Origin of the sequence: Aquimarina mytili (genome assembly GCF_016735115.1) — a bacterium.
In the GTDB taxonomy this organism is placed as follows: Bacteria; Bacteroidota; Bacteroidia; order Flavobacteriales; family Flavobacteriaceae; genus Aquimarina; species Aquimarina mytili.
Genome location: NZ_JAERQJ010000008.1, coordinates 69,851 through 95,295 on the forward strand (window position 1 = coordinate 69,851; position 25,445 = coordinate 95,295).

Below are 25,445 nucleotides of genomic sequence, written 5' to 3' on the forward strand. Positions count from 1 at the left end.
ATTATTGCTTAATTGAACTTTTATTTTTTAAGAGAAATTACGATCTTAAATAGAAGGTAGACCTAATCCTTTGAGAAATTCATTATGTTTATCTCTGGCTTTTGTCACTCTTTTTTCGATGTCTTTCAATTGAACATTAACCTTTTCCAGGTCTATTTTTTCTTCTGGTTTAGCTGTACTTATGTAACGCGAAATATTTAGATTGAAATCATTTTTTTCAATTTCTTTCATTGATACTCTCCGAGCATATCGTTCTACTTTATCAGGACGATTTTGGTAGGTTTCTACTATTTTCAGAATATCATTTGGGTCTTCTTCGGTTCCTTCTCCATCACGTAAGATATTTTGACGTTTCTCTTTCTTGTAATGTTCACTGGCATTTATAAATAATACATCATCTTCTCTTTTACATTTCTTCAACACCAATATACAAACAGGAATTCCTGTTGAGAAAAACAGGTTTGATGGAAGTCCAATTATGGTGTCAATATGATTGTCTTTTAGCAGTTTTTCTCTTATGCGAGATTCTGCACCACCTCTAAATAAAACTCCGTGAGGTAAAATTATGGCCATTGTTCCTTCTTCACTTAAAAAATGAAAACCGTGTAATAAAAATGCAAAATCTGCCGCTGATTTTGGTGCCAACCCATAATTTTTAAATCGAAAATCTTCGCTCATAGTTTCCGATGCATCCCAACGCAAACTAAAAGGCGGATTGGCTACAATGGCATCAAACTCGTACTTCTTTGCTGGATTCATTTCGTTTAAAATATCCCAGTCGTTTTTTAAAGTATCACCGTGAAATATTTCAAATTCAGAATCTTTAACTCCGTGAAGAAGCATATTCATTCTAGCCAAGTTGTAGGTAGTTATATTTTTCTCTTGTCCGTAAATTCTATTTATAGTCCCCCCACCAGGTTGGTTTTCTATTTTGTTCTTTACGTTTAAAAGCAACGAGCCAGAACCACAAGCAAAATCGAGTACTTTATTAATTTTTTTCTTTTTACCTGCTTTTGGATTTTGACTATCTAAAGTCACTATTTCAGATAGAATAGTAGATAATTGCTGTGGTGTATAAAACTCTCCTGCTTTTTTACCTGAACCTGCTGCAAATTGACCAATTAGATATTCGTAAGCATCTCCAAGTGTATCGCTATCTGTATCAAAATCTTGTATTCCTTCTGCGATTTTTGTAATAATCTTACAAAGCTTTTCATTTCTAGCTTCATAGTTCTTTCCTAGTTTTTCTGAATCTAGGTTAATCTCTGAGAACAAACCTTTAAAAGCACTTTCAAAAGATTCATTTTCTATGTATTTAAACCCTTTTTGAAGTGTTTTTAATAAATCTTCGTGCTGTCTTCTTGCAAGTTCTGAAATACTACTCCACAAATAATTTGGCTCAATGACATAATGCACTTTTCTGCGCATTTGTTTCTCGAACTCAATTACGAATTCTGGATTTTCTTTATACCAAATAGAAAGTGGTGTACGTTTATCGTTTTCCTCTAATGTTGGATAATCAGGACCTAATTCTTTTTTTACAGAAGCCTCATAATTATCTGATAAATAACGTAAAAAGAGAAATGATAGCATATAGTCACGGAAATCATCCGCATTCATAGCTCCTCTAAGCTCATTGGCTATTTTCCAAAGGGTTTTGCCTAATTCTTCTTGTTTTTGTTGTGCTGTCATTCTTGTACAGTTTCAATTTCTTCGTTAAAGATTTCAGGTAAATAAAATTCATATTTCTCTAAAAATCCATTGAATATTCTTTTAAATAAATCTTTGTTATCTGCTCCCATTTCTCTTGGGTCAAATATTGAATACTTTCCGTGACTAAATAGATTTAATGCTCGCTCAAAAAGCACTTCGTCATCTAATCCGTAAATACATTTGTCAATCTTGTCATAACCGAAAAAACTTGCGGTTTTTTCCAAAACACTTCTTAATGTATTAAAATGATGAGTATAAATATTGTCTGATGCAACAACTTGTTTAAGTTGACTTATTATTGCGATATGATGAAAAAATGGTACATCTCCTGTGTCTTGAAGTGTATAACTTTCAGAATCTTTAATATGCAAATAGTAGCTTTTGTTTTTTACTTTTCTTCTTAGTTCATTAAACATTACATTAAAGAAAAGACTATGATGTGTTGATACTACTGTTTTTATTTTATTATCCTCTCTTTTAATTAGATTACCCAAATCGCAAGCCACAGCAACAGCTTTATTTTCATCAAGTGAGGAAATTGGGTCGTCTATGTAAATATACTTTACCCAATTGTAAGCTCCTGTATCTTCTTCGCTATTTACTTGGTCAATAGCTACCTCACAAATGGCAATAAAAAAGCACCAAATAAATAGGTTTTCTTCTCCTCTTGATATTTTAATGTTCTCAATCGTTTCTTCATTTCCTTCCTCATTTATGATACTACGAGAAAAAACAACGGTATAATTATCATAATCAATTATAAAACTCAGGTTGACATAATTCTGAAAAAGTGAGCCAATTTTGGTTTCCATTTCTAATTCCTGTAATCCATCAAAAAAAGCAGAATCTTTATTAAAAGTTAAAACTCTATCTCTGTCATTATCAAGGTCATTATTCCATACAAAAAGGTCTTCTGTAAACGCGTTGAAGTATAGTGTGTCTCTTGGTGGGTTAGCTGTTTTACCCATTTCTTTAAACTCCATTGACAACCTTGTTTTTCCAGTACCATTATGAGCAAAGAAAAGTATCAATCTTTTTTCGGGACGATTATCTCCTATGAGGTCTTTGCGAAAATGAGTAGCAACCTCTGTAAGTGTATTAAAGTTGGTTATCGTACTCATATTACTAAACTATTTACATTTGGAAATAACTGTTGCATCAGACCTTTTTTATGTTTTTTTAAAGCTTTAATTTTATGGATTTGTGATTCTATTAATTCATCTGCTGTTGAAATACAATTCGCTATTTTTTGTTGCTCTTTTTTGTTTGAAGGCAACAATACTTCACATTTTCTTAGTTCATCCATATTAATTTTACAAGGTGCAGCTTTCAACAATGACCTTCTTAGTATTTCATTTTGAAACCTGCTTGATTGGATATAAGCTTGTAGATAATAAGAGTCAAATTTCTCTGATTTTTTTACAACTGCTAGAGTTACGTAAATGCTGAATTCGTATTCCCAATCAACAACTTTTGGTGTTCCAATATTGCCTATTCTTGTAATTAGGACATCTCCAAATTCAGGTTTATTGTTACGAGTTTCATATAAATAATCCTCTCTTGATATATATTTGTTCTTACGACCGCTTATAAGATTTTCGACACTAAAAAAAGGAATACCTTTCTTAGTATATTTTGGGGTTTGGTGAGTTCCATCAAAAATTGAGGATGAAATTTTATTTAAAGTTGAAACTTCCCAGTCTCTATCATTTTTAAACTCCGGAAAACGAAATTGTGGCTTAGATTTACCTTCGATAGGAAATAGCTGTTGTAATAATCCTTTTTTGTGGTCTTTTAAATGGTCTAATTTTTCAATTTCTACTTTTAATATAGCATCTAATGAAGAAAGGCAGTTGACTATTTTTTGTTGTTCAGAAAAGCTAGGTAAATATATTGGCATTTCTGTAATCATTGCTCTTCTTACCGAATCAACAGAATTTTTTGCACTTAGTTGCATAACTCTACGATAGAAATGCTCTGAAAAGTAATAATAGACAAATTTACCAGATACTTGATTTTTGAAATTAAATAAACAATATACTCTTTGGTGATAATCAAATTTTCCTATTATGTAATGATATATTTTTCCAACACCAACGCCATCTCCTGATGTTAGTATAGCTTCTCCATCAAAAGAAAATGAATTTATTTTTTCAATTGTTTGAGATCGAACAAAAAATGGATACTTTCCATTATTAATTTTGTCTTGCGTATCCTTACCTCCAGTATTTACATTTGCAATATCCTCTATTGTTAGTGCTTTCCATTCCCTATCGTTTTCGAATTCTGGAAAACGAAATGCAGGAACTAATTTCTGTTTTTCGTTATTCATAAGCATTCAATCCTGCTATTTCACGCCCTTGGGCTAGTTTATTTAATAGAGGCACTAAGTCTTCCATTAATGCCAATTCTTTCACTCTACGGTCTTTCCATCCTAATTCTAATGGTGCTAATAAATCTGTGAGTTTTTCGCCATCAAATAGCATTCGGTTCATAATTTCATCTATAAACGCTTTTAGACTATCAATTTCCAATCCGTGTTTTATAGCTATGTCTATTAACTCTTTTTCTACTTTTTCGTCTTTAAAGGTTTGATAACCTTTACGTATGTCGCTTTCAGTTAAGCCTGTACCAACTTCTAAGGTTTTTATGTAGGCAATAATATCTTCTCGCTCGTCTATTAAGTTGGCACTAGAGCTTAATAGATTAATCAACTGCACACGCGTCATCTTTTGTTTAGATGGTTTGTCTTGCGTGTATTTGGCTATTAAACCGATAATGTAATCATAATCTATAATTGCAGAAGAGAACAGTACAAACTCAAAATCTAATTGCTGTACTTCTTTTGGTGCATCTGGCTTGTTTTGTATGTCGCGTAAAAGTTTTGCGGTATCTAAATAATTACTTTTAAAAGAACGGAAATCATCTGTTGGCAATAATGCTTCAATGGATTCTGCTTGTGTGTCTTCTAAGTCTGTATATTGGTCTAGTTGCGTTTTTAAACGTTGTACTTCTTTAAAGGTATTTATGAACTGTGCACGCGCTTCATCTCCTTTTAGATTACTCACTTCAGATGGTGTGCATTCTAGACCATTAGACTCCATAAAGCCTTTTAGATTTGCAACTGCTTCTTGGTATTTTACAATTACTTTTGGTGCGGCATCTACCACCCAAATTTCTTTCGGGTTATCTACATTAGCTCCAGAAAAAAGCACCATTGCTTTATCAACCGCTTCTTCCTGTTGTCTAAAATCTAAAATATTACCATAAGGTTTGGTGTCGTTGATAACACGATTTGTACGAGAAAAGGCTTGAATTAAACCGTGATATTTTAAATTTTTATCTACGTATAATGTGTTTAGGTATTTAGAATCGAAACCAGTCAACAACATATCTACTACGATCATCACATCAATTTTGTCTTTGTGAGGTACATCTTTGTATGGGTATTTTTGAAACTTTATGCGTTGCTGAACATCTTGATAATACCCGTCAAACTCATTTATTCTGTGATTTGTACCATATTGATAATTATAGTCTTCAATAATCTTGGTTAACGCTTCTTTCTTTTTATTCGGTTCTACTTCGTTATCCGCTTTTTCTTGTGGTAAATCTTCTTGTATTTGTTGAATGTCTTTATCTCCTTCTGCTGGTGGCGAAAAAACGCAAGCAATATTTAAAGGGCGATACTCTTCATTTTTTTTAATTTCCTCAGTTTGTAGGCCCTTAAATAGTGCGTAATACTGAATCGCATCATTTATGGAAGCTGTTGCCAAAACACTATTAAAACGTCTGTGATGTGTTGCTTTGTCGTGTTTGTTGATTATAGCATTTACAACTGCTAGTTTATGCAAATCACTTCCTGTAGTAACAACGCCATCAGGTTTAAAATAGTCGATATGAAAACGCAATACATTTCTATCTTCTATCGCATTTGTAATCGTGTAAGAATGCAATTCTTGTTGAAAAACGTCTTCGGTTGTTTTATATGATGCTTGTTGTCCTTCAATGGTTTTATAAGTAGCGTTTTCTTCAAAAATAGGTGTTCCAGTAAATCCAAAAAGTTGAGCTTTTGGAAAGAAGTCTTTTATCGCTTTATGGTTTTCTCCAAACTGTGAGCGATGACATTCATCAAAAATGAAAATAACACGTTTATCTGCTAGAGGTTCTAGACGTTCTTTGTAGTTTTTAGTGTTTTTTGAATCTAATGCTAAACCCAGTTTTTGAATGGTCGTTACAATAACTTTATCTGCATAATCTGTAGATAACATACGATTGACCAAAGTTGCAGTATTCGTGTTTTCTTCAACACTACCTTCTTGGAATTTATTGAACTCTTGACGTGTTTGTCGGTCAAGGTCTTTTCTGTCAACAACAAATAAGCATTTCTCGATATCAGGATTGTCTTTTAACAGCGTAGATGCTTTAAAAGAAGTTAATGTTTTTCCACTTCCTGTGGTGTGCCAGATATATCCGTTTCCTCTATTTTGGTGTATGCAATCTACAATAGCTTTTACCGCATAGATTTGATAAGGCCGCATCACTAATATTTTTTGCTCACTCGCAACCAAAACCATATAGCGACTAATCATTTGGCCAAGTGTACATTTGGTCAAGAACTTGTCGGTAAAGTCGTCTAAATGATTGATTTTTTTGTTGTCCTCACTAGCTAATGTATACACCGGTAAAAACTGTTCATCTGCATTAAAAGCGAAGTGCTCATTATTGTTATTGGCAAAATAGAATGTTTTCGATTTATTGCTGACTATAAATAGTTGCATAAAACACATTAACGAGTTGGTATATCCGTTTCCTGCGTCATTTTTATAGTCCACAATTTGTTGCATTGCCTTATTAGGACTTACTTCTAAGGTTTTTAGTTCTATTTGAACAACAGGAACGCCATTAATAAGGATAATAACATCATATCGATGATTGCTATTTATTGTGTTTATGCGAAGTTGGTTGATGACTTCAAAGTCATTTCTACACCAATCTTTGATGTTTACCAGTGTATAGTGTAACGGTGTTCCATCTTCGCGATTAAAAGTATTTGTTTTTCGCAGATAGTTAGCTGAAGTGAAAACATCAGGGTTTACAATTTCTTCTCTTAATTTATCAAATTCGGAATCTGTTAAGTTTACTCTATTAAGAGCTTCAAATTTTGCTCGAAAATTTTGCTCTAGAGCATTTATGTCTCTTATATCAGGACGATAGGTGTATTTTAAATCAGTTAATCTACTGATTAATTCATCTTCTATTTGTTGTTCTTTAGTCATTTAATATTAGCTCAATAGATCTTAAGATTTGATTTTCAGTAGTTTTTACTCAACCAAGAACTCGATAGTGATAAAAGTGTTAGAGTTTTTTATAACAACAACTTTCCCTTCAGTTCTATTCTCTGATTTTGTTTTGCCAAGATATTTATTAAATTTAATATTTCGTAAAATAATACAAAAAACGCTGATTTATATCATAGCTGAATTGATGAACATAAATTTCATATCCATTATTTAGTTAATAAAAACTTTTTACTTTTTTAAATTCTACTTGAGCTACAGAATATTATCTTTTGCCTTAGCAGATGAAAAAAATAACTCATTGATTATTAGTGTTTCAATTCTGTAAACGCTACAGTAAAGCATTAATTTTGAGCATGTTATAATAATAATTCGATCTATTATTCTAATGAAGAAAACCAATGTTATCAATAAAAATAGTGAATTAACTACTGTTCCGCACACTCAATTTCAAGGAAAAGTAAATTTGGCTCGCATAAAGCTAATAGCACTTTTTATAAGCACTTTATGAAAAGTACAGTCAGTAACCTTTTGAGAAGCTAGCTATTCTGCTCAAACAGGCTTATCTCTAAGACGTATTCACTGTTTTATAGCCAATTATTCACTACAGGCAGACTTGATTGTTAAACCTACTATGGTACGTTTAATAATGACATCTATTTTTAATTTTGCTAAGGCACCAAGATATTCATCATATTTCTACACTTGCGTTTCAAATATTGATTCTTAAGCTATCTCTACAGCACCCATAATTTCTTTACTGAATATATTGTATTTGATTCCTGTAATCCCATAGCGGTTTTTAGAAGTAACTGAATAGTTATTTCTGAAGGAATCATCGGCTCTTACCACTTCGATATTAATACCGGCATCAAAAAGTGGAGCTGTTCCTCCTCTGATTGTCTTTTGAGTAGTACGTTGAAAAATCACAATGAAAATGGTATCGGGATTCTCTTTTCGGAGCTTATCAAAATCTTGCGAGGGTAACCCAGTTTTGTTCCAACTATCAATAATGATTACATCAAAACTTTTGGTAGCATCTTGAATCGTTTTATATCCTTCAGGTAACTGGTCTGCTATAAAAATCTGGTGTTGATTTTCCGGTTGGAGGTACTCTTTTTTCATTCTAGTAATCAGGTCAGATCTACTACCTATTTCTAAAGAAAAAATAGCAATCTTATGCCCAATCTCCGCAAATGCATCTGCTAGTTGGTAGGTAAACCTTGTTTTTCCGCCTCCTTGGTCTCCTTCGACAGTTATTGCTAGTTCAAACTTCTCCAGGTCACCTAATAGTTCTCCCAAAGCCCCATTAAGCCTAAAGGTATTTTTATTGGTTCCCTGAGATTGCTCATTCATAGGAGAAAATAATGATGTTGTTTCTACAGGACGTATATCTAATTTTAAATTCACGCCATTTAATCCGGATAAAGTTTTAACAATCTTTCTAAGCTGCCTTAGCCATTTTCTATTAATTACAATTTTAATTTCTTCTTTTAGAATTAGCTTATTATGCTGTAAAATCAATCTATCCTGAATTTGCATCAAATGATCTGCTACCGGTGAGTCCCTACTAATCTCTTTTTTAGAAATTGCTTTCTGTAGATCAAAAATGTAGCGTTTCAAATCATCTCTGGTTTGAATAGTTCTATGCATATCCAGAAATCGTTTTATAAAATCAATTTCGATTACTGAAATCCCATGTAAAGTATCCATATCAACCCCTTCAGGTAGATGAGCATTCAGTTTCTTTAGATAAATATCTATAGTTTCTTTTATAATAGGTTCACTTTGATAAAAGTCCCTGGCATCCATAAAAAATTGATGACCTTCTTGTAAAATTTTAGGGAGTTGTGTAACATTTATATGAATAATCTCTTGATTATAATTCTCAAATGAAATGGCTTGTTTTTTCATAAAACAATACTAATACCTGTAGCTTTCCCGGTTTCGGGATCGTTCTGTTTCGTTCTGGATGAGAACTAATTTTGTAAACGTAGTTTTAAGGCTCTTGATCTTATCCTAATTCTTTCTAAATCCGGAATACCATATAGATTTGATACTGTTTTTTGGATATCATAATTTGCTGTAAGTACTTCAGTTTTCTTCTTTTTCGTTTGTTTCGTTACTGCTATCCTTTTTTCTACAGAATGTTGAAACCATTTGTTTTTCGTTCTATACTTCTCAAGTATATCTGAGGGATAGCTGCTCAATAAAAACTTTCCCTTGATTTTACTTATAACCTCCAATAGTTCTTTAAAGTCGTGTTCCGAATATCCTTTATAATGCCCCATATCAGAATTAAAATAGGGTGGATCGATATAAAAGAAACTTTCTGGAGTGTCGCGGCTCTCAATAACCTTCAGAGCATCATTACATTCTATATCGACAAGATCCAGACGATTACATATCTCTTTGGTAAATGTCTGCTTTTTATTAAAAATTGTTTTTGAAATTCCATTAGATTGTCTCTCGTAAGCATAGCCACCAAATATTCTTGCAGAAAAACTCATATTGGTTTGTACCCAAAATGCCCAGGCTCTTTTTATTTTATCCTTTTCCTTATCCCTTCTAAGAATCTCTGCAGCTTCCTTATGTAATTTTCGACTATGGGGTGTGGCCTGGATTAACTTATTAAGTTTCGGAAAATCTTGTTTACATACCTGGTAAAAGTTGACCACATTACCATTGAGGTCATTAATCACTTCTACAGCACTAGGCTCCTTTGCAAAGAATACTGCTCCACCACCAACAAAAGGTTCGCAATACAAATTATGCTTGGGAATTAAAGAAAGAATAAGCTTAGTTAATGCTTGCTTACCTCCATAATATGTAATTGGTGTTTTGGTTGTTTTTCCCAGACCGTTTAAAGGTGAGATAATCATTGTTTTTTAGACAATGATATTGGATTTCTAAATATTCGTTTCGGATTGGTTCTTAATGATCTTAAGAATTAATACTTTCTATATTTGCAAGCCTTTATTGAAGAGATGCTTTACGAAAATTATTTAATCTCTGATCAAACGTACAATTTGTTAGACATTATTTCCCGCGTTATATGGGCTTCTGTTTTAGGACTTTTCGGTAATAAGTTCTACCAACTGGAAGCGGATAGAAAAATCTCAAGAGTAATAAACGCGAATCTTTCAGAACGAGAAACAGAAGCCAAATTAGGCAAAGTTGGAGGAACTACGCTGACTCCACATTTAATATTAGTATTAATTATTGGTATCCTAATGTATTTGTTTCATCAAGGCTATTTAGATAATTATTAATAGTTATGGCTCCCCCAGCCGCTCAAACAAAAAACGTACGACTTCAGGTCTAAGAAGCTTAGTTCTTTTTTTATATCCAAACTGTTCTAATTCCTCAAGGTAAATATGAATCCAGGAAGAGAAGGTTTTAGTGCAAATATTGTATAATGCTGCCAACTCATATTTGTAATAGGCTTTAATCTTAACCGGTTGTTCTCCTTCAAAATAAATAGGTTGTAATCTAGTTTCCTTCATGATCATTAGTTCTTTTAAACGTTTCTTCATTAATCAATTCTTCTCCGAGACAGTTTCCAATAAATCCACCGATCAAAATAAAAGGATAAGTTTCTTTTGGGGAGTATTTTTTGGCAACGATAAACCCTAACATACTCCCTATTAATGCTAATCCTGCTTTTTTTGTATTTTTCGATAGCTTCATGTTCTAATTCATTCGATTCAGTAACAATAACCCACCTGTAGTGGCTAATACTCCCCAGGCTATATAACGAAATCGTCTTCGACGCTCATCCCTAAAATCCACTAGAGTTATCGTGTAAGAATTCCCGTAACGATGACGATGTTCCTTAGCCATATTCATAAAACGATTAAAGTCTTCAGCATTGGCAAATACCAGACAGCCTGCTGAAAAGTCATCAATCACTTTGGTGATCCCTTGTTTTCTTGCTCTATGAATATTAATTCCAAACTTTCCGGTATCTGTAATTCCAGACTCAAACCATTTAAACAATCCTCTGCGCTGATAATCCCTTATAATGGTTACCGGAGCTTTTTGTATCAGTGCAGGGTAGACTCCTCTATGCAGACCTACACTATAGGCATCTTTATATTGGCCTTTCTTTAAAAATGCCGTCCCTTGTGGATGTATTGGATTTTCTAACCAATACTGTCCTGGATCCGTAGTAGCTTTAAAGATATGGTAGACCCATTTTCCCTGATCATTGGTATAGAATACATGAATCTCATCATCAAATTGATTACTTCGAACAAAACGACTTCTATACCCAACAATATTCAACCTATAAGGTTGTCTGTAAATTTCGTACCCTTTGCTTTGTAATATTTGTAAACTCTTGGCAAGCATTATTAAAATATTCTTATTTAATTGGTCGTCGGTCCTACCGACCCGACGAAGTTGGATACTGCCCATACCTGTTTTTTTAATCGACGTTTTCTATATACCCCATCACCTTCCCGTGATCCATTGGTATTGGTATTCCCTTCTACAGTGGTAATCCATGTCGCCCCCCATTGATCGACAAAACCAATATGTGCCGGTCGATTAAGGTTAGGATACCAGATCATAAAAACATCGCCCGTTTGTGGCTTTTTCTTTAGAAATTTTCCTCGCTCATAAATACGATTACTCATTAAAGCATAGCTGGGAACCCAGCCGCTTACCGGGGCATTGACCCCAGCGTTTTGGTAACACCAGCTTACAAAAGCTGCACACCACGCATAGCCCGGATCAAGCCCAACGCTGGCCAAATACATCGCTACATGGGCTCCTTGATTATCTCCACCAGTTTCACGCACTCCCACTTGGGAATCATACAATTCTTTGACACATTTTCTTAGCTCCATTTCTTCTAAAGTTTCCTTATTAGAGATTAAGGAATCTACAGTGTCCTGGCTAAAAAGGCTACTGCAAATAAAAACGCAAAGAATATAGAGGTGGATAGTTTTAGTTTTTGCCATGGGGTTATGGTTTTAAAGTCTTCTCGAAAATATTGGTCCAGATACTGTTCTGAAGTGGGCCAGATAAGTTTCATAAGGATACGAACAATCCCATGAAGTATAAAGATCCCAATGATGGCAAAGAGATAGACCTGGAATACCCCTGCATCATACATTCCTGCTGTTGGATCGATCCAGCGCAGGAATACCGCACTATGAATCCAAAGAATAAGGCCTACTGCCAATGAAGATAATTCTCTCCATATAACAAAGTATCCACACAGTGGATTTAGTTTGTTAAGCGTCTTTTTAATCCATTCGGTTATTGTCTTCATTATTTTTTATTTTTTCAATTTTACGTTTACATTGACGATAGGTTCTTGGTAGGCGCATAGACGGTCTCTCCCGATTGAGTAAGAATTTGTGTCATTTCATCATGAATGCCAGTAATATAACCCACTACAGTATTGGGTACTAGTTCAGGAACAATAAGGGATCCATCTTCAGCTTTGAGTAAGGTTGGCCTTTCTGCTATAGCCAGATTCCATTCCTGTTCAATTTGATCATTCATTTGATCAAAATTTCTAAGAGTACCTAAACTTGGAATAAACCATACCCCACGTGCATTTTGTTTGAGTCCCATTCTTCTAAACTCTGCTCTTATTTTTACCTTCTCCAGTTCTTTGGATTTAAACGCTACACTCAATAGTGCATTGACTAATGAGGTTACCCGAGTTCCAAGTATCCTTACATTTTGAAAAAATACACTCACCTGTTTATATTGATTAGGAGAGCTTATCTTCTTAAGTCCCATAAGAACCCCAAACAGATTTCGTTTGTTGGCTGCATCGATCAATTCTTTGGCAACAGCTCCCCAACTCCCAAAGGAGGCATTCGTATTCTTGCCCACCAGTGAGGTAAACGTACTTTGTGTTATCACTGAAGGGAATCCGGCAGCTCGCAGAGCACGCAGGGTTCCTGTGCCAAATATCCCATCGGGTTTGCCATTTCTAAAACTGGTCTCTTTAATGATGAGTGCTGGCTGTCCTCCTTTCTGCACTAATGCATTTTGTAAGAGTTGCACTAAGGAACCTCGCGCTCCTTTTCGAAGTGGAAAACTGCTCGGTGATGCCACAGGAAGTGTAGGAGTAGTTACAATATCTCCAGGGGTTATTGGGGGTATGGGATCTATTGTACCTCTAGTAGTGACTCTTCGATTTCTAAAGTAATTGTAAGCAAGATATCCACCACCAATAAGAGCAGCAATCCCAAGGCCATACATGACATATTTCTTTTGATCTTTTTGGGTTTTCCTACTTTTATTTTTGATCTGTCGCTTTGCGAGTGTTTGCGTTTTCATAGCTTATGTTTTTGAATTGATAATCTCCAGGGCAATGGCATACTCCTGTGTGGATAGTTCGCTTTTTAAATCAGCAGAAAGGTTGTTTTTATATAAATCTTTATATGCACGTAGCACTTTTCTCATCAGAGAGGCTGAAGGTACTTGCTCCAATATGCGATATACCATCTCTTCATCTGTACCCCATCCAAAGGCGTTGTCATTTTCAAAGGCCATTTTAAGCTGGGTAGCAAAACTGGCTGGATTGCCTTCTTGTAAAGCCAGACGTTCCCGATTATTGCGCTTAAACTTCCCAATCAAAGCCCGTACTCCAAAAAAAGCTCCTAATCCCAATCCCGCTGTCAATAATACCGTGGTCACTTTAGAAGTAATCCTTGCTTTTGGCTTGTCTTTTATTGCTTGCATTGCAAGCGCTGCTGCGGGTAATGCCATAGTTTCTTTTTTTACAATTAATCTCTGGCTATGCCAGTTTCATTTTAACTAGGTTTCGGATAAAAGCATCTTTCAGGAATAGCTGTTCCATTCGAATAATCCCTTTGGCACCAAAATGTTTGTTCATCGTCTCAAAAGCTTTTTTAACCTGGTGTGCTTCTGTTTTGTCCTGTACTTCTAATCCTATGGTGATTTGTGTATTCATACTATTTTAAGGTTTCTAAGTTTTAAAGAATCAAGGTGTATTATGCTATTTTGTAGCATTATCACTGTGTGGGGTATTATTTTTTAGTTGATCTATGTAATAAGCTATTTTTTGAATTAGGTGAGTATCGTTTTTAATTTGTTCTCCGACCTGCATCATAAGCTCTATAACCTGCCCAAATTGTTCTTCTGTAAATAGTTCTCTTAAGTAATTTAGAATTTGTAATAAATGATCTTGGTCCTGGTTTATTTCATTTTCCGCTGTGCCCGTGGCACTGAGGCCTAAGCTTCCCAGAGTACTTGCAATGCCATGCATCTGTTTGGGGTATTGTTTGGCTAATCCAGAGATGGCTCCGGGAAGCAAGGCCTTGCCTAATTCTACAAATCCTAATTTTTTAACTAAAGCTTCGATCTCTTCCTGTTTTGCTTCGGTTTCTTTGTTAGCTTTTTCAAGGCTTGTTTCTAATTGTTCTATCTTCTTTTTACTGGCTGTAAAAGACTTTTTGAGTTCTTCATGATCTCTTTTTTGCAATTCTTCTTGAAGCATGGAATGTACTTTATGATGTACCCCATTTAAGGTTTCTTCGCTGCTCCTGCTCATCTCTTCGAGTTTCTCCTGGAGTTTTCGGTTTTCCATAGATAACCGTTGTATAGTTAATTGGTCTTCCATCATACCGGAATTTGATCTTTTTTCACTGACCACCGGTAGTGTTCTTACCACATTTTCAGGAGGTGATTTTAATACCTCAAGCTTGGATTGCCCTTGTCCCATTTTGTATTTTACATAGGCGCTCTCACTGTGAAAGCCTAGTTGTTCCATTTCCTGGTATTGCCTGTCGTTTAATCGAACAGATCCGGGTTTTTTATGTCTTACTTCCATCATCTTTAGTTTTTAAGATCACCTGTAAAAAACGAATGGTAGCCTGCTCATCCCTGGCATTTCGAATCTCGATATGATCCCCATGCTCATAAGAGTTTTCTACAATCCCCTGGGTGTACCAATGTTCATGTCGGCCATAGTCTGATTTTACAATCAGTCCCCACCCGATATGGGTGATGAGCCAGAGTTCATTGTTCGCGTGAAACTTGAGCATTCCTTCAGCAGGAATTACAAATTCCCGATATACAATTCGGTACGAATCGTATCCTCTCTCTTTGGCCCTTCTATCGGCATATTGTATTGCAAATTCTTCCTGCATAACACCTCTTATATTTTATTGTCTCACACGTAAAGCATGATATATTACATTATTCCTACACATACTCCATCCTTTTATCACACGTGATTCGTATGATTTCAAATGCCCATTATGGACTGGATTGACTTTCGATAAGAACCCATACTGTAATCTCATAAGGATAGTTGGCTTTTCCATCATCTTCAAAGGTGGCTGTGATATAATCCGTATTTCCGGATTCATCTACTGGATTTACTCTGAAGCTTTCATGAGCCTTTTGATCTGAAAGAGCAACATCACCGTTTAGTTCGTTGTTTTCTATGTTGGAAAACTGATCTGCACAAGCGATGTGTATCTCTTTATAAAACACCCCTCTTTTTTGATGAAGGGTGAGTGTTCCTAGTATCATAATTCATTCGTTTATATGGAATCAGTAAATGAGATCGATAGCCCGGTTCCCTCCAGAGGAAGAATTCCGCTCCAGAGATAGTAGTCCTGCGGATCACAATACCCCTCCAAATTAATAGTAATTGTTTTGGGCGCTATTCCTAAAGCAAACCCATTTAAGGTGATCATCGGCTTTCGATCCAGGATAGGATGTGCAAAGTACCACCACTTGAAATCAGAAAAAATATCGAATGTAAGATCAGGCGGGTAGGGTTGGGCATACTCTTCCCCCGGATTGGTTTCTAAAAAAGAAGCATCTTGTATTTGATTGTCGGTAACTCCGGTATAATATCTTGGAGCAAAGGGGGCTTTATTACAGGTGTTTACCTTTTTAACGGTAAGCACTCCAATCACTTTAGATGTAGTAAAAGGAAGTTTGGCCGAGGCGTTTACAAATTGGTTTTCCTTTGTTATTTTAAATTGTATAGGCACAAACTTCCTGCGAACTATAACACTCTTACCGTCTTCTTTATTGTATGTCTCAATCTTACATTTCATTTTTTCCATTTTTAAATACCGCTATACGGCTTCGTGGATGAGTATGATTAGGCTTACCTTGTATCCTTCTCCAAAATCCGTACTGGGATGATCAGTATCCTGGTAGCGCACTTTCACTGATAGGTCTCCCGGTAATACCGCTCCTAAATCGAAGAATCGTTCTTTAGGAGCAACACTTAAAGAAGACATCAAGATCTTACTATCAAACCCGTCGGGGAAGAGTTCCTCGCCACCAATCTCGATACGTTGACTTCCCCTATAGTACAGCTTATCGGGATAATCCGAGATCAGCTGAAGCCCTTTGACCATTTTGGTGTGTTTAGGCAGCTCCAGGTTATCTACGGTAATCAGCTTATTGGCCTCAGAAATCCTAAAAGAGAAGGTTACGCGCGTTTCTTTGGTACTATTTTCCATCATCCAATGAATTATGCCGGAATGGTCACTGTTCCTGCCAGAACTACCTTAACCAACGTTTTCTCCGGGGCATCATCACCCAATTCGATATTGAATTCAAACTCCTCATCATCGCGAATAAATCGTGGACTCTCCAGGTAGTAGGTTCCTAGATTGGTCATCAGATTATTATCGGTCACAAATTCCTGCATCGGACGCTCATCAATGATGGTCTTTTTATTGGCCACCAGGGAAAAGACTCCATTTTGTAGGCCTGCTACCTTTTTGATACTATCAAAGTTGGTTTGCTTGATCGTTTTTTTTAGTTGGGAATCACTATCAGGCAGATCGCCATCAATCTCAGCTGCTAACAGGATAATACGGTTGCATAAAAACAATCTATCTTTCTGTAACTTGGATTGGGTGACGTTTGTGATCCCAATCTCCTTGGCATCCTGGGTTTCGAACATATCAATATTAGCCCTGTTGCCTGCAAACTTGATAGAGTAATAGGCAGCATCGGCCAGTTGTAATCTTCCATCTTTAATATCCATAGCTACCTTGACCATAGCAGGATCGTACTTTTTTGCCTGGTCTCTAAGGGAGATATGGGCATTGACAATTTCTAAAAATTGTGCTCTTGAACTTTTTTTCATGGTATTCATTGTATTATTAGTATTAAGTAGTTAGTAATGAGTAGTTAGAATATCTTTTACAGTAGTATTGAAAACTCAATACCTTGTACTAACGACTCTAATAATTTATAGCTGTCGCCTTGCGACTTAGGCTACTGCGTTGAGTTCTGTGATATCTTCTGACCCTTGTAATTCGGTCATGTCGAGGTTTCCAAAATGTATTGCCCCCATATCACCGTCCACACCCTGGGTGAAATCTTCCTGTATGTCAGCTGTGGGAATAGGTTCTCCGGCTTCTATCCGTTGGATCACATCATCAATCTCATCGGTATCAAAGTCACCTTCATCCACCATACCCGACCCCATAAATACCAGGGGACGATCTTCTAAATTCCCTAGAGAAAGTTTCTGTGCCATGGAAGGCGATAGCTTATCAAGGTATAGTTTTTTACCAATGGCCTTTAAAGAGTTGACTGCCCTGTCTTTAGCTTCTTCCAGGTTGTCTTGGATACCATCAATACCATTGGTGGTTTTCGACTTCCCTCCAAATCCATTGGAGAATGCCATTCCGACTCCTGCCGAAGTAATCCAATCTTTACCGTAGTAGGCTCCCCCGAATATGGTCAGCGCACCAAGGGCGAGGGAATACCTACCTACGGCAGAACCAGCTACCATTCCTAATACTCCTGTACTCAGGTGTTTTCCTACTTCCAGGAGACTATCTTTTGCATTTGCTTTTGTTTTCATAATTATTTAATAATGTTTAGTTCATTTCTTTGCCTTGTCGGCGCACTATATTTATCCTGTTTATTAAGGAGATTTTGTATTGGAATTATCTGACGATCTAATTTCAATTACTAAAATCATAGCAGAGCCTTGGGGATTAGTTTTTCTGGGGCTTTTCGTTTTACTGTTCTTTTCTTTTTTACAGTATGTCCTTTAGTAAATCGTCCAAGTGCATCTCTACCTGTATTTTTTTGCTTCCCTTGCTTGAGGCGTTTTCTAGGAACCCCGGAAACTGGTCTCGAAGCTTTCTTAGTATTCGATTTTACCGCTATGGCAATGGCACTTCCAGCTACCAAAACACCTGCTCCTATAAGTAACGGGGTTTTATTCCGTTCGATCCAGCTTTTCTTTTCAGCTGATGTTGTCGTATTGGTTTTAGCGGGTAGCGGTTTATTTCTTGAAATCACTGCAGGCACAGACCTTGCAGGTCCTCTTGAAATCCGGGTAGGGCGTACGCTCGTTCTTGGAATAGAACGTGGTAGAGGTTGTGGTAAAGGTCGGGGCGCAGGAGGTCTTGGAAATCTCCTTGGTTTTTGAAACAAGGTTTGTGCTTGTTGTTTGACCTGGCTTACCTGGGATACTACTTTGTTGGCTTTTCCAAAAATGTTTCCAATTTTGCTGAGTACCGTAGCCACACTAGCAACCGCGCCACTGGCAGCAGCAACTGCAGTTCCGGTAGCAACTGCTCCTAATCCATCCAGGTGTCCTTCATTATTTAAAAATGCTTCAAAAGTGTCCACATCTGATTCTACCACGAATTTTTCAAAAGGATCACTATAAAAGATCGGTTCCTCATCAATACTTCCAATGGTAAAACCACTTAATGGTACTTTGCGATCCCTGTTCCCTTTTCCGGTAAGAATAGCTTTTCTAAGGTTTCTACCTCTTCCTCCGGCCACGCGATAAATTTTCTCTGCTTTTTCTACCGCTTTTCGAAGCTTACCAAACTTGCGCATATCGACTCCCATTTTCTTGGCCTGGGTGGTACTGAGATACCCAAAGCGAAGTCGGCTGGCAACCTTCATCATATCAGACTTCATGGCCAGTAAAAATCCATTACGAAGTAAGATGGTCACCGGATTAATAAAACGATTTAAGGTTCTGACCACAGGTTTAATCACATACTTACCTACTTTTCGGGTAAACTTCTTTAATCCACGTCCAATCTTTTTAAAGAAACCTCCCAAGCCATCGATCACATAAATATTCTCTTCGCTATCGGCATATAAGATCACATTACCATCTTTATCTAAAATTTCATAAGCGATATCAGGGGCGTCATTAACGCCTTTTAGCATCAGATCAGGTTCCTGTAGGGATAGGCTTTCTGTGATCTCCATATGATCTAGTCCGCTGGCATCAAAGCCATCCAATCGGTGTAATTCCATAGGTGTTATTTTTAAGGGTCATAAGCCCGATTTATTTTTTTACGTATTTCGCTCTTTGCGCTTTTTTGGTCAATAGCTTGATGACTCCAATTCCTGCAGAAACGGAAATCACCGAGATAAGTAGGTAATTCAGTAAATTGAAATCTTTTTTAGAGGTACTCGTTTTTGCATTTTGATGTTCCTTAAACCGAAAAGGAGATACCAGAGTTCCTGAGGTTACAACCTTTCGTTTTCCTTGAGTAGATATGGAGCTTGGTGTACATTTTATCCTTGTCGTCCTATTGGGAATCATCTTCCGTAATGGAATACGTTCTTGGATTATACCATCCAGGCTGATATCCGCCGTATCAACACCACTTAACCCGGTGATATCTTGAGTATCTATGGTATCGTTAATCCCAATGTCTTTCTTTTCGGAATACGGGACTTCGTGATTGAATTTATCCGTCACACAATCAATGGTAATATGACCTCCGGGTATAGGTACAATAGGATATACATGCTGAAAGTGCTTTTTACCTCCGTACTTGGTAATTCTCATTTTAAAAGGGATTCCAAGATTAAAAAGGATACTACTGATAAAAACCGTATAACAATCACAATCCACTCCGCTATTGCGATCAGCCCATGTTCGGGAAGGTCGACGTACTTGCTCTATACCGGTTTTATCCATGGTATATTGGATATGACCATAGACAAACTGCCAGATATTCTTGCAGGTCTCGTTCACAGTATGTCCTTTTAAGTGTATAGCAAGTGTCGCAGTATCTTCCTTAGTCTCCTGAATAATCTTTTTCATCAGGTTCAGGGTATCTTGTAGCTGCGCTTTCCCGGAACCTATAACCACCGTATCCTTGCTGATACGTTGAGGGATCAAATGAGAAAACTGCGCTCCCGAACGGATATGTCGTTTTGCCTGTGCCTGCATTAGAGTTGTACTATGATGTTATCCATTTTTTCATAAGGCAATCCATTGACCCTTGTGGTTACCTGTGTTTGAATCTTTAATTGAATAGGAGCTCCGGATCGAATATCGCTTACTACTTTAGTTCCAAGTATTTGGATGAGTGTCAGCCATCCTGCGGATTGAATCTGTAATTCAAAATTCTTTTGGCTGTTCTCGGGAATCTCAATAACCTGGTTTTCAATCGTGGAACTGCCCAACAGTTTATCTTTAAATAAAATTTTGACAAATGGATGTTGAATATTCAAGGATATCGGATTGGGATTTTGTAATTGCACTTCTGCTTTTAGTTCGATCCCGGTAAGATTGATCTTATGGATACGCACTCTTATACGAGAGGTGATATTAGTACTTGCCCGTTGTAACCGGGATAAGTATCGTATCGAAAAAAATGCGGCCAATCCTCCGGCAATCCATTTGAACATAATTCTTTGTTTTATATCAAAGAAATAGGGTTTGAAAACAGCAAACAAATGAGATTGTATAAGCCTGTTTTAGCTATGGTTGTTACTTGAAATCCTTGTAGTTTAGTGGGGTTACTGGGCCGAGTTTACAAAACTGGTAAACATTTGGTTCTTGAAGTTATAAAAGTCTAAAACGAATTAAAATAGTACTATGAAAATGAGATTTTGGAGTAAAGCAGAGCTCGCTTTAAAGTTTGGTATAAGCCGTGAAACCCTGAGATTAAAACTTAAAGAAATTGAAGGATTGGATACAGGGCGGAGGCAGTTGTTATATCCTTATGAGGTGCGGATGGTGTTTAAGGCTTTTGGGGTGGAGGAGTGATTTCGATAGTTTGATAATTAAACTTATAACAATCTTTAATACTATCTTCGACTGGCACATATCCAAATTCTATATTAAATGTTCTTTCAGGAATTTTTTGATATGGTATATATAAAAAATGATCAGTGGAATCTATCTTATTGTATTGAAATACATCATTATTTAATCTTAAGAAATTGTATTTAATCTTATTATTCATACTATCTGGAATATCCTGAATCAGGATAAGAGAACCATTTTTCATAAATACTGGACCTTTAAAAAAAACATATTGATCCTCTTCCCCATACACTAAGCAATCCCAATCTTTAGGTTGTGGGTTATTTAGGTTTCTATGTTCATAATCCAAATTAGTATTTTGAAATTTTTGTGTCCAATATTTTTCTGTGTTCACTACCTCGAAGGTGTTTATAAAATTATCTGCTATTTTGGTATACCTAACTATGTCTTTATATTTAGATAAATATCTAGCAGATGCCCTGTAAAAATAATCTTTTGTAGATAACCAAAAATCTTTGGTTATACTATTACGAACGGTATCTTCTGCAACTATAACAAGTTTTATATCATTGTCAAGATTATTTTTCTCAAATGATTTTATTTCCAATTCATTATCTGTATAGTATTGTTTTATACTTTCCTCTAGGTCTTCAAATTCAGGAATTAAATATTGAAAAGTAACTAGTGCTAATTCCATATTATATTTATCAATTGCAAAATATCTATAGCTATAGCCATTTATTGAATCTATTCCTTTTTCAAATTTTGGAGTCTGTGGGAAGTATGCTTTGGCTCCGGAGTAAAAATCCGTTACAAAACCTGTTTGATTTGAATAATATTGTAATAAAGAATCAATTTTGTATTCCCAAATACTTTGATCAATACTCGAAATACTATGGTTCGATTCTTTATCATATAGTTTTTGCATTTTACTTTCTTTGATTTTAAGTTCAGAGAGCTTTTTATCATAAAATGAGTAATCCTCATTAGGATTATTTTTTATGAATTCATTCATTTTTCTAGCAAAAATCTCTGCAATGTTAAAATGATATTGTTCATGATTTAAAAGATAATCTGAAATTTCTTCTTGCTTTTTTTTCCAGGATTTTTGATTATTTTGAACTGCATATGCTATAACAGAGGAATCAGAGTCATTATACTCTAATACAATGTCACTACTTATAGCTGCATCAAATTTTGTAAATGGTTGTGTGATACCATTAAAATCGTCCCATGTCAACTTATCCCATTTTTTTAAAGTTGGCTTAGCATAAAAGTTATTCTGCACTAAATTTATCGACAATAATAGGCTAAATGAAACCCCAATGATGATGATTTTAATCTTTAAAGGATTTCGCATTTCAAAAGTTTAAATAGTCGTTTAACAATTCCAATAATAGCTTCTATTGGTAGGATTAGAAAAGATAGAAAAATAATAGCAGGGATATCATCGGTAGTAATAGTACTGGTAATTTCAAGATTTATTATTGAAGTATAAATACCCCATAAAATAAAGTACATTATGATAAATATAACATCATGAATTAACCTGCCTATTAGATTATTAGATCGTTTATGTTCAAAACGATAAAAGGCATGATTTATAGATAATAATAGAATGAATGAAAAGCCCCACAGGAATATGGAATTATTTTTTATAAAGTCCTCTCCCGAATAATATCTAAAAAGCGTATGAACAGAAAGGAGTAATATTCCAAGAGCGAAAGAAGTCAAAAAATCTCGATAACTTAATGTTCTTAAGAACGGATCCGTATCTAATCTATTTACGGGTTTTCTCTTTTTTGATTCGAGTGTTTTTATAAAGGGTTCAGGCTTTACATGTATTCCTTCAGATTTTCTATTTTCCAATATTAACCGAGCAGCATTTACGGCTTCCTCTTGATAATCCGTTGCATTATTCAAAATGAAAATTAGATCATCATCCGTTTTTTCTTTGAATTTATTAATGAAATGTTGTTTCGCCGACATTATTAAAAAATCTAATTTCTACAAATGTAAAACTATATATACCAATCAGCCTGATTCGGTACTAATCGCTTATTAATAAAATCTTGTAAGCTATCATACCTCTCAATTGACGGCCAACCTTCTTTTTCCTTTTTTCCGCTCCAAGTAAGGTGAACTACAAAATACTCTTCAGATTTGATATTTTTAAACAAATAATCGTCACTAGGTCCATACTTTGCAAACAACTTTAGGTCTTTTATTGTGTTTGAAAGTTGGTGTTTAGTTCCAATTTCTTTTTTAAACTCATTCAGAAAAGTAGCTTTTGTTTCTTGATCAATTGTAAATTCCCAAGGTTCAAAATCTAGATATTCTGTTGGAATTTCAGAAGTTAACCATACATTCTGTTCAGTTTTATAAAACTTCCAGCCTTCTTCAATGAGTTTTTTAGTATTAATTTCGATGATAAACGGTTTACCATGCCTGCTTCCCACATCTTTAGCCATATCAATTGCTTCAGACAGATGTACATACTGCCGTTGTTTAGATTTTAATCCATTGGCCATAATGCTTTCTAAAAACTTTGTTGCCGTGCCATGATATAAAACTTCCGGAGGAGTTTGTGATTCTAGTTCTTGTAATATACATATAGAATGCCCATGGGTAGCTTTGATTTTATGATTCAACTCATCAATTTTCCACCTTATTTTATTAAAACTATTACTTAATTCGATTAAATCATTTTGAGTGGACTGTATATTGTTTGCTTTTAGTGCAGCCAATATGTCTTTAATATTGGCCCACCCAAACTCGTCTAAAATGATATTTTCATCCTCGGGTTTGTGACGTAACCAGTAACTAATGAGTTTGCGTATTTGGGTTTGAGTTTTATTCACTTTTTAATGACTCTAATTCATTTTTAATAATCGATTTTTCAATTTTCTCACACCTAACATTTTTAAGATCAAGATCAGATATAAATCTAAAAAAAGATGCTGTTTTTCGATTTGATGCGTACCAAACGTAATTCGTTTTATTTTTAAATACATCAAGTAAAACAATATCAACTGATTTACCGTCTATACATGTAGATGTTTCTTTAAAAAAAGAATCCATTGACTTGTTCAATTCATCCGGTAGAACCGATAAGTACACACCTCCTTTATGTTTTGTATTTGTAATCGTATAATTTTATGAACTAGTCGAGTTATTTGAAATGGATTGATTACATCCAAAAATTACCCCAAGGGTAATAATGATTAAAGTGATTCTAATATTCTTCATAAGAAATGTGTTTTAATCGCGATACGTTATTTCATAGATAAGGTATTAATTTAATGAACATCAATTCCATCAAAGTATATTTCTGTTATAGCTGTATCGTCGTACTTATTTCCCTTATAGACATCCAATATCTCAAATTTGATAGTGAACTTGTCCTTTTGTTTAAGTTCTTCGGAGTTTTTTCTATCTGAATGCCCTATTGGATCTACCTCAAAGTATTGTTCTGCATATACGTCTTTTAAATTAACAATTGCGTAAGGAATGTGGTTAACGTACATTTTGATTTTTTTGGCTCTTGAATTATCTTCCCAAGCCTTTTTGCTCTTTACATACCCATTAACTAAAATTATTTTTGTTAACCTTGGATGCTCAGGATTAAAGGTGAACTTAATATATTCACCAATTCCATATCCGCTTACTCCTTCTACCCAAGCAGTTTTAAAACTAAAGTCTTTTAAATTCTTTGGTTCATAACTAATATTTCCTTGTGAAGATAATCTAGAAGATGTAGTAACTTGATATCCGCCTGCTCCGCAATACCAACTACATCCACCCCCAATTACATCCCACATACTATCATATACTTCTCCCATTTTTTAAGTACTGAATGTTCAATTTCAGTAAGTTGATCCCAGGATTTTATATTTTCTTCCAGATCTTTCATGGCTTTATCTCTTATGATCCATTCCTTTTGGATTTCAGGCCCAAAATCTAGTTCCCTGCTAATTTTGGCATCTACTATCTTTAAATCTTGGGCGCAAATATGGTTACAAAAAAGAACTATTAATAAATTACGTAATAATTTCATGATCATACTTGTGAACTTTTAAAGATTTACCCATAACAAGGTAAACTACTATTTTACTTTTCGCCTTTTTTGTACCACTATTATTTACCTGGTATCGTTACAAAACCAGTCCAAATCATAACGATGTATATTTGACACATCATTGATGCCACTTTAAAAAACAAAGTAAAAAATTTAAAAATGAATGGTGCTTTTTCGACCAATCCTGTGTTGCTTCTTTTATTAAACTCTTTCAGCTTTCCAACAAGTATTGGTCCGATTTTTCTAAAAAAGAAAAATCCGAAAAGCATAAATAATGAAAGTCCAATTTTAAATCCCAATTTTGTTTGTTTTAAATGTTAGATAATGTTCTATGTAA

Annotated in this window: 31 protein-coding genes; 1 reads left to right on the top strand and 30 read right to left on the bottom strand. The window is 35.2% G+C overall.

From position 1 onward, the window contains the following. Positions 1-45 precede the first annotated feature (45 nt). From JJQ60_RS17270 to JJQ60_RS17295, 6 genes are all read right to left on the bottom strand, one after another. Positions 46-1,692, bottom strand: a complete 1,647-nt coding sequence (locus JJQ60_RS17270; protein ID WP_201923252.1) for a type I restriction-modification system subunit M — start codon at positions 1,690-1,692, stop codon at positions 46-48. Then, a complete protein-coding gene (locus tag JJQ60_RS17275) occupies positions 1,689-2,834 on the bottom strand; it encodes an AAA family ATPase (protein WP_201923254.1) in 1,146 nt (381 codons plus the stop codon). The genes JJQ60_RS17270 and JJQ60_RS17275 overlap by 4 nt, the downstream gene beginning before the upstream one ends. Further along, on the bottom strand, positions 2,831-4,045 hold the full coding sequence (locus JJQ60_RS17280; RefSeq protein ID WP_201923256.1) for a restriction endonuclease subunit S: 1,215 nt from the start codon (positions 4,043-4,045) through the stop codon (positions 2,831-2,833). The genes JJQ60_RS17275 and JJQ60_RS17280 overlap by 4 nt, the downstream gene beginning before the upstream one ends. Further along, positions 4,038-6,992 carry a type I restriction endonuclease subunit R gene (locus tag JJQ60_RS17285; RefSeq protein WP_201923258.1) on the bottom strand — a complete coding sequence of 985 codons (2,955 nt, stop codon included), beginning with the start codon at positions 6,990-6,992 and terminating at the stop codon, positions 4,038-4,040. The genes JJQ60_RS17280 and JJQ60_RS17285 overlap by 8 nt, the downstream gene beginning before the upstream one ends. Before the next feature lie 747 nt (positions 6,993-7,739). Next, entirely contained in the window at positions 7,740-8,927 is a 1,188-nt protein-coding gene (locus JJQ60_RS17290; RefSeq protein ID WP_201923260.1) for an antirestriction protein, read from the bottom strand. A gap of 65 nt (positions 8,928-8,992) precedes the next feature. Continuing rightward, on the bottom strand, positions 8,993-9,895 hold the full coding sequence (locus JJQ60_RS17295) for a DNA adenine methylase (RefSeq protein ID WP_201923262.1): 903 nt from the start codon (positions 9,893-9,895) through the stop codon (positions 8,993-8,995). 105 nt (positions 9,896-10,000) lie between these two features. Between JJQ60_RS17295 and JJQ60_RS17300 the strand changes: the two genes are divergently transcribed. Then, complete coding sequence (locus JJQ60_RS17300; protein ID WP_201923264.1) at positions 10,001-10,285, top strand: hypothetical protein; 285 nt, start codon at positions 10,001-10,003, stop codon at positions 10,283-10,285. Between the two features lie 3 nt (positions 10,286-10,288). Here the strand turns inward: JJQ60_RS17300 and JJQ60_RS17305 are convergent, their stop codons facing one another. The 24 genes from JJQ60_RS17305 to JJQ60_RS17420 form a co-directional block, all read right to left on the bottom strand. Further along, entirely contained in the window at positions 10,289-10,519 is a 231-nt protein-coding gene (locus tag JJQ60_RS17305; RefSeq protein WP_201923266.1) for a DUF4248 domain-containing protein, read from the bottom strand. Beyond that, positions 10,506-10,703 (bottom strand): hypothetical protein, encoded by a 198-nt coding sequence (locus JJQ60_RS17310; protein WP_201923268.1) that lies wholly within the window; start codon positions 10,701-10,703, stop codon positions 10,506-10,508. The genes JJQ60_RS17305 and JJQ60_RS17310 overlap by 14 nt, the downstream gene beginning before the upstream one ends. 3 nt (positions 10,704-10,706) lie before the next feature. Then, entirely contained in the window at positions 10,707-11,366 is a 660-nt protein-coding gene (locus JJQ60_RS17315; RefSeq protein WP_201923270.1) for a hypothetical protein, read from the bottom strand. Positions 11,367-11,383: 17 nt separating this feature from the next. After that, positions 11,384-11,980: a CHAP domain-containing protein gene (locus JJQ60_RS17320; RefSeq protein ID WP_201923272.1), complete on the bottom strand. Its 597-nt coding sequence runs from the start codon at positions 11,978-11,980 to the stop codon at positions 11,384-11,386. Continuing rightward, positions 11,902-12,294 carry a hypothetical protein gene (locus JJQ60_RS17325; RefSeq protein ID WP_201923274.1) on the bottom strand — a complete coding sequence of 131 codons (393 nt, stop codon included), beginning with the start codon at positions 12,292-12,294 and terminating at the stop codon, positions 11,902-11,904. The genes JJQ60_RS17320 and JJQ60_RS17325 overlap by 79 nt, the downstream gene beginning before the upstream one ends. Positions 12,295-12,320: 26 nt before the next feature. Beyond that, positions 12,321-13,319, bottom strand: coding sequence for a peptidoglycan-binding domain-containing protein (locus JJQ60_RS17330; protein ID WP_201923276.1), 999 nt, complete (start codon positions 13,317-13,319; stop codon positions 12,321-12,323). A 3-nt stretch (positions 13,320-13,322) separates the two neighbouring features. After that, entirely contained in the window at positions 13,323-13,751 is a 429-nt protein-coding gene (locus tag JJQ60_RS17335) for a hypothetical protein (protein ID WP_201923278.1), read from the bottom strand. Between the two features lie 28 nt (positions 13,752-13,779). Further along, positions 13,780-13,956 carry a hypothetical protein gene (locus tag JJQ60_RS17340; protein ID WP_201923280.1) on the bottom strand — a complete coding sequence of 59 codons (177 nt, stop codon included), beginning with the start codon at positions 13,954-13,956 and terminating at the stop codon, positions 13,780-13,782. A 45-nt stretch (positions 13,957-14,001) separates the two neighbouring features. Further along, positions 14,002-14,838, bottom strand: a complete 837-nt coding sequence (locus JJQ60_RS17345; RefSeq protein WP_201923282.1) for a hypothetical protein — start codon at positions 14,836-14,838, stop codon at positions 14,002-14,004. Beyond that, positions 14,819-15,154 (bottom strand): hypothetical protein, encoded by a 336-nt coding sequence (locus JJQ60_RS17350; RefSeq protein WP_201923284.1) that lies wholly within the window; start codon positions 15,152-15,154, stop codon positions 14,819-14,821. Before JJQ60_RS17350 ends, JJQ60_RS17345 begins: the two co-directional genes overlap by 20 nt. A 109-nt stretch (positions 15,155-15,263) precedes the next feature. Beyond that, the gene (locus tag JJQ60_RS17355) at positions 15,264-15,542 is read right to left on the bottom strand and encodes a hypothetical protein (protein WP_201923286.1); all 279 of its coding nucleotides are present in this window, start codon (positions 15,540-15,542) and stop codon (positions 15,264-15,266) included. A gap of 11 nt (positions 15,543-15,553) precedes the next feature. Beyond that, positions 15,554-16,078 carry a hypothetical protein gene (locus tag JJQ60_RS17360; protein ID WP_201923288.1) on the bottom strand — a complete coding sequence of 175 codons (525 nt, stop codon included), beginning with the start codon at positions 16,076-16,078 and terminating at the stop codon, positions 15,554-15,556. A gap of 21 nt (positions 16,079-16,099) precedes the next feature. After that, positions 16,100-16,267: a hypothetical protein gene (locus JJQ60_RS22110; RefSeq protein ID WP_236669162.1), complete on the bottom strand. Its 168-nt coding sequence runs from the start codon at positions 16,265-16,267 to the stop codon at positions 16,100-16,102. A gap of 236 nt (positions 16,268-16,503) precedes the next feature. Next, positions 16,504-17,127, bottom strand: a complete 624-nt coding sequence (locus tag JJQ60_RS17370) for a hypothetical protein (protein WP_236669163.1) — start codon at positions 17,125-17,127, stop codon at positions 16,504-16,506. Positions 17,128-17,253: 126 nt separating this feature from the next. Then, the gene (locus JJQ60_RS17375; protein ID WP_236669164.1) at positions 17,254-17,673 is read right to left on the bottom strand and encodes a hypothetical protein; all 420 of its coding nucleotides are present in this window, start codon (positions 17,671-17,673) and stop codon (positions 17,254-17,256) included. A 296-nt stretch (positions 17,674-17,969) separates the two neighbouring features. Then, on the bottom strand, positions 17,970-19,280 hold the full coding sequence (locus JJQ60_RS17380) for a hypothetical protein (RefSeq protein ID WP_201923296.1): 1,311 nt from the start codon (positions 19,278-19,280) through the stop codon (positions 17,970-17,972). Between the two features lie 31 nt (positions 19,281-19,311). Continuing rightward, the gene (locus tag JJQ60_RS17385; protein ID WP_201923299.1) at positions 19,312-20,208 is read right to left on the bottom strand and encodes a transglutaminase-like domain-containing protein; all 897 of its coding nucleotides are present in this window, start codon (positions 20,206-20,208) and stop codon (positions 19,312-19,314) included. After that, positions 20,208-20,669 (bottom strand): hypothetical protein, encoded by a 462-nt coding sequence (locus tag JJQ60_RS17390; protein ID WP_201923300.1) that lies wholly within the window; start codon positions 20,667-20,669, stop codon positions 20,208-20,210. Before JJQ60_RS17390 ends, JJQ60_RS17385 begins: the two co-directional genes overlap by 1 nt. Positions 20,670-21,004: 335 nt before the next feature. Then, the gene (locus JJQ60_RS17395; protein ID WP_201923302.1) at positions 21,005-22,390 is read right to left on the bottom strand and encodes a hypothetical protein; all 1,386 of its coding nucleotides are present in this window, start codon (positions 22,388-22,390) and stop codon (positions 21,005-21,007) included. Continuing rightward, positions 22,375-23,019 (bottom strand): hypothetical protein, encoded by a 645-nt coding sequence (locus JJQ60_RS17400; RefSeq protein ID WP_201923304.1) that lies wholly within the window; start codon positions 23,017-23,019, stop codon positions 22,375-22,377. Before JJQ60_RS17400 ends, JJQ60_RS17395 begins: the two co-directional genes overlap by 16 nt. 32 nt (positions 23,020-23,051) lie before the next feature. Then, positions 23,052-23,891, bottom strand: a complete 840-nt coding sequence (locus tag JJQ60_RS17405; RefSeq protein ID WP_201923306.1) for an RNA 2'-phosphotransferase — start codon at positions 23,889-23,891, stop codon at positions 23,052-23,054. Positions 23,892-24,329: 438 nt separating this feature from the next. Continuing rightward, complete coding sequence (locus JJQ60_RS17410; protein WP_201923308.1) at positions 24,330-24,872, bottom strand: NADase-type glycan-binding domain-containing protein; 543 nt, start codon at positions 24,870-24,872, stop codon at positions 24,330-24,332. After that, entirely contained in the window at positions 24,839-25,087 is a 249-nt protein-coding gene (locus JJQ60_RS17415) for a hypothetical protein (protein ID WP_201923310.1), read from the bottom strand. Before JJQ60_RS17415 ends, JJQ60_RS17410 begins: the two co-directional genes overlap by 34 nt. An 80-nt stretch (positions 25,088-25,167) precedes the next feature. Next, positions 25,168-25,407, bottom strand: coding sequence for a hypothetical protein (locus tag JJQ60_RS17420; protein ID WP_201923312.1), 240 nt, complete (start codon positions 25,405-25,407; stop codon positions 25,168-25,170). Positions 25,408-25,445 lie beyond the last annotated feature (38 nt).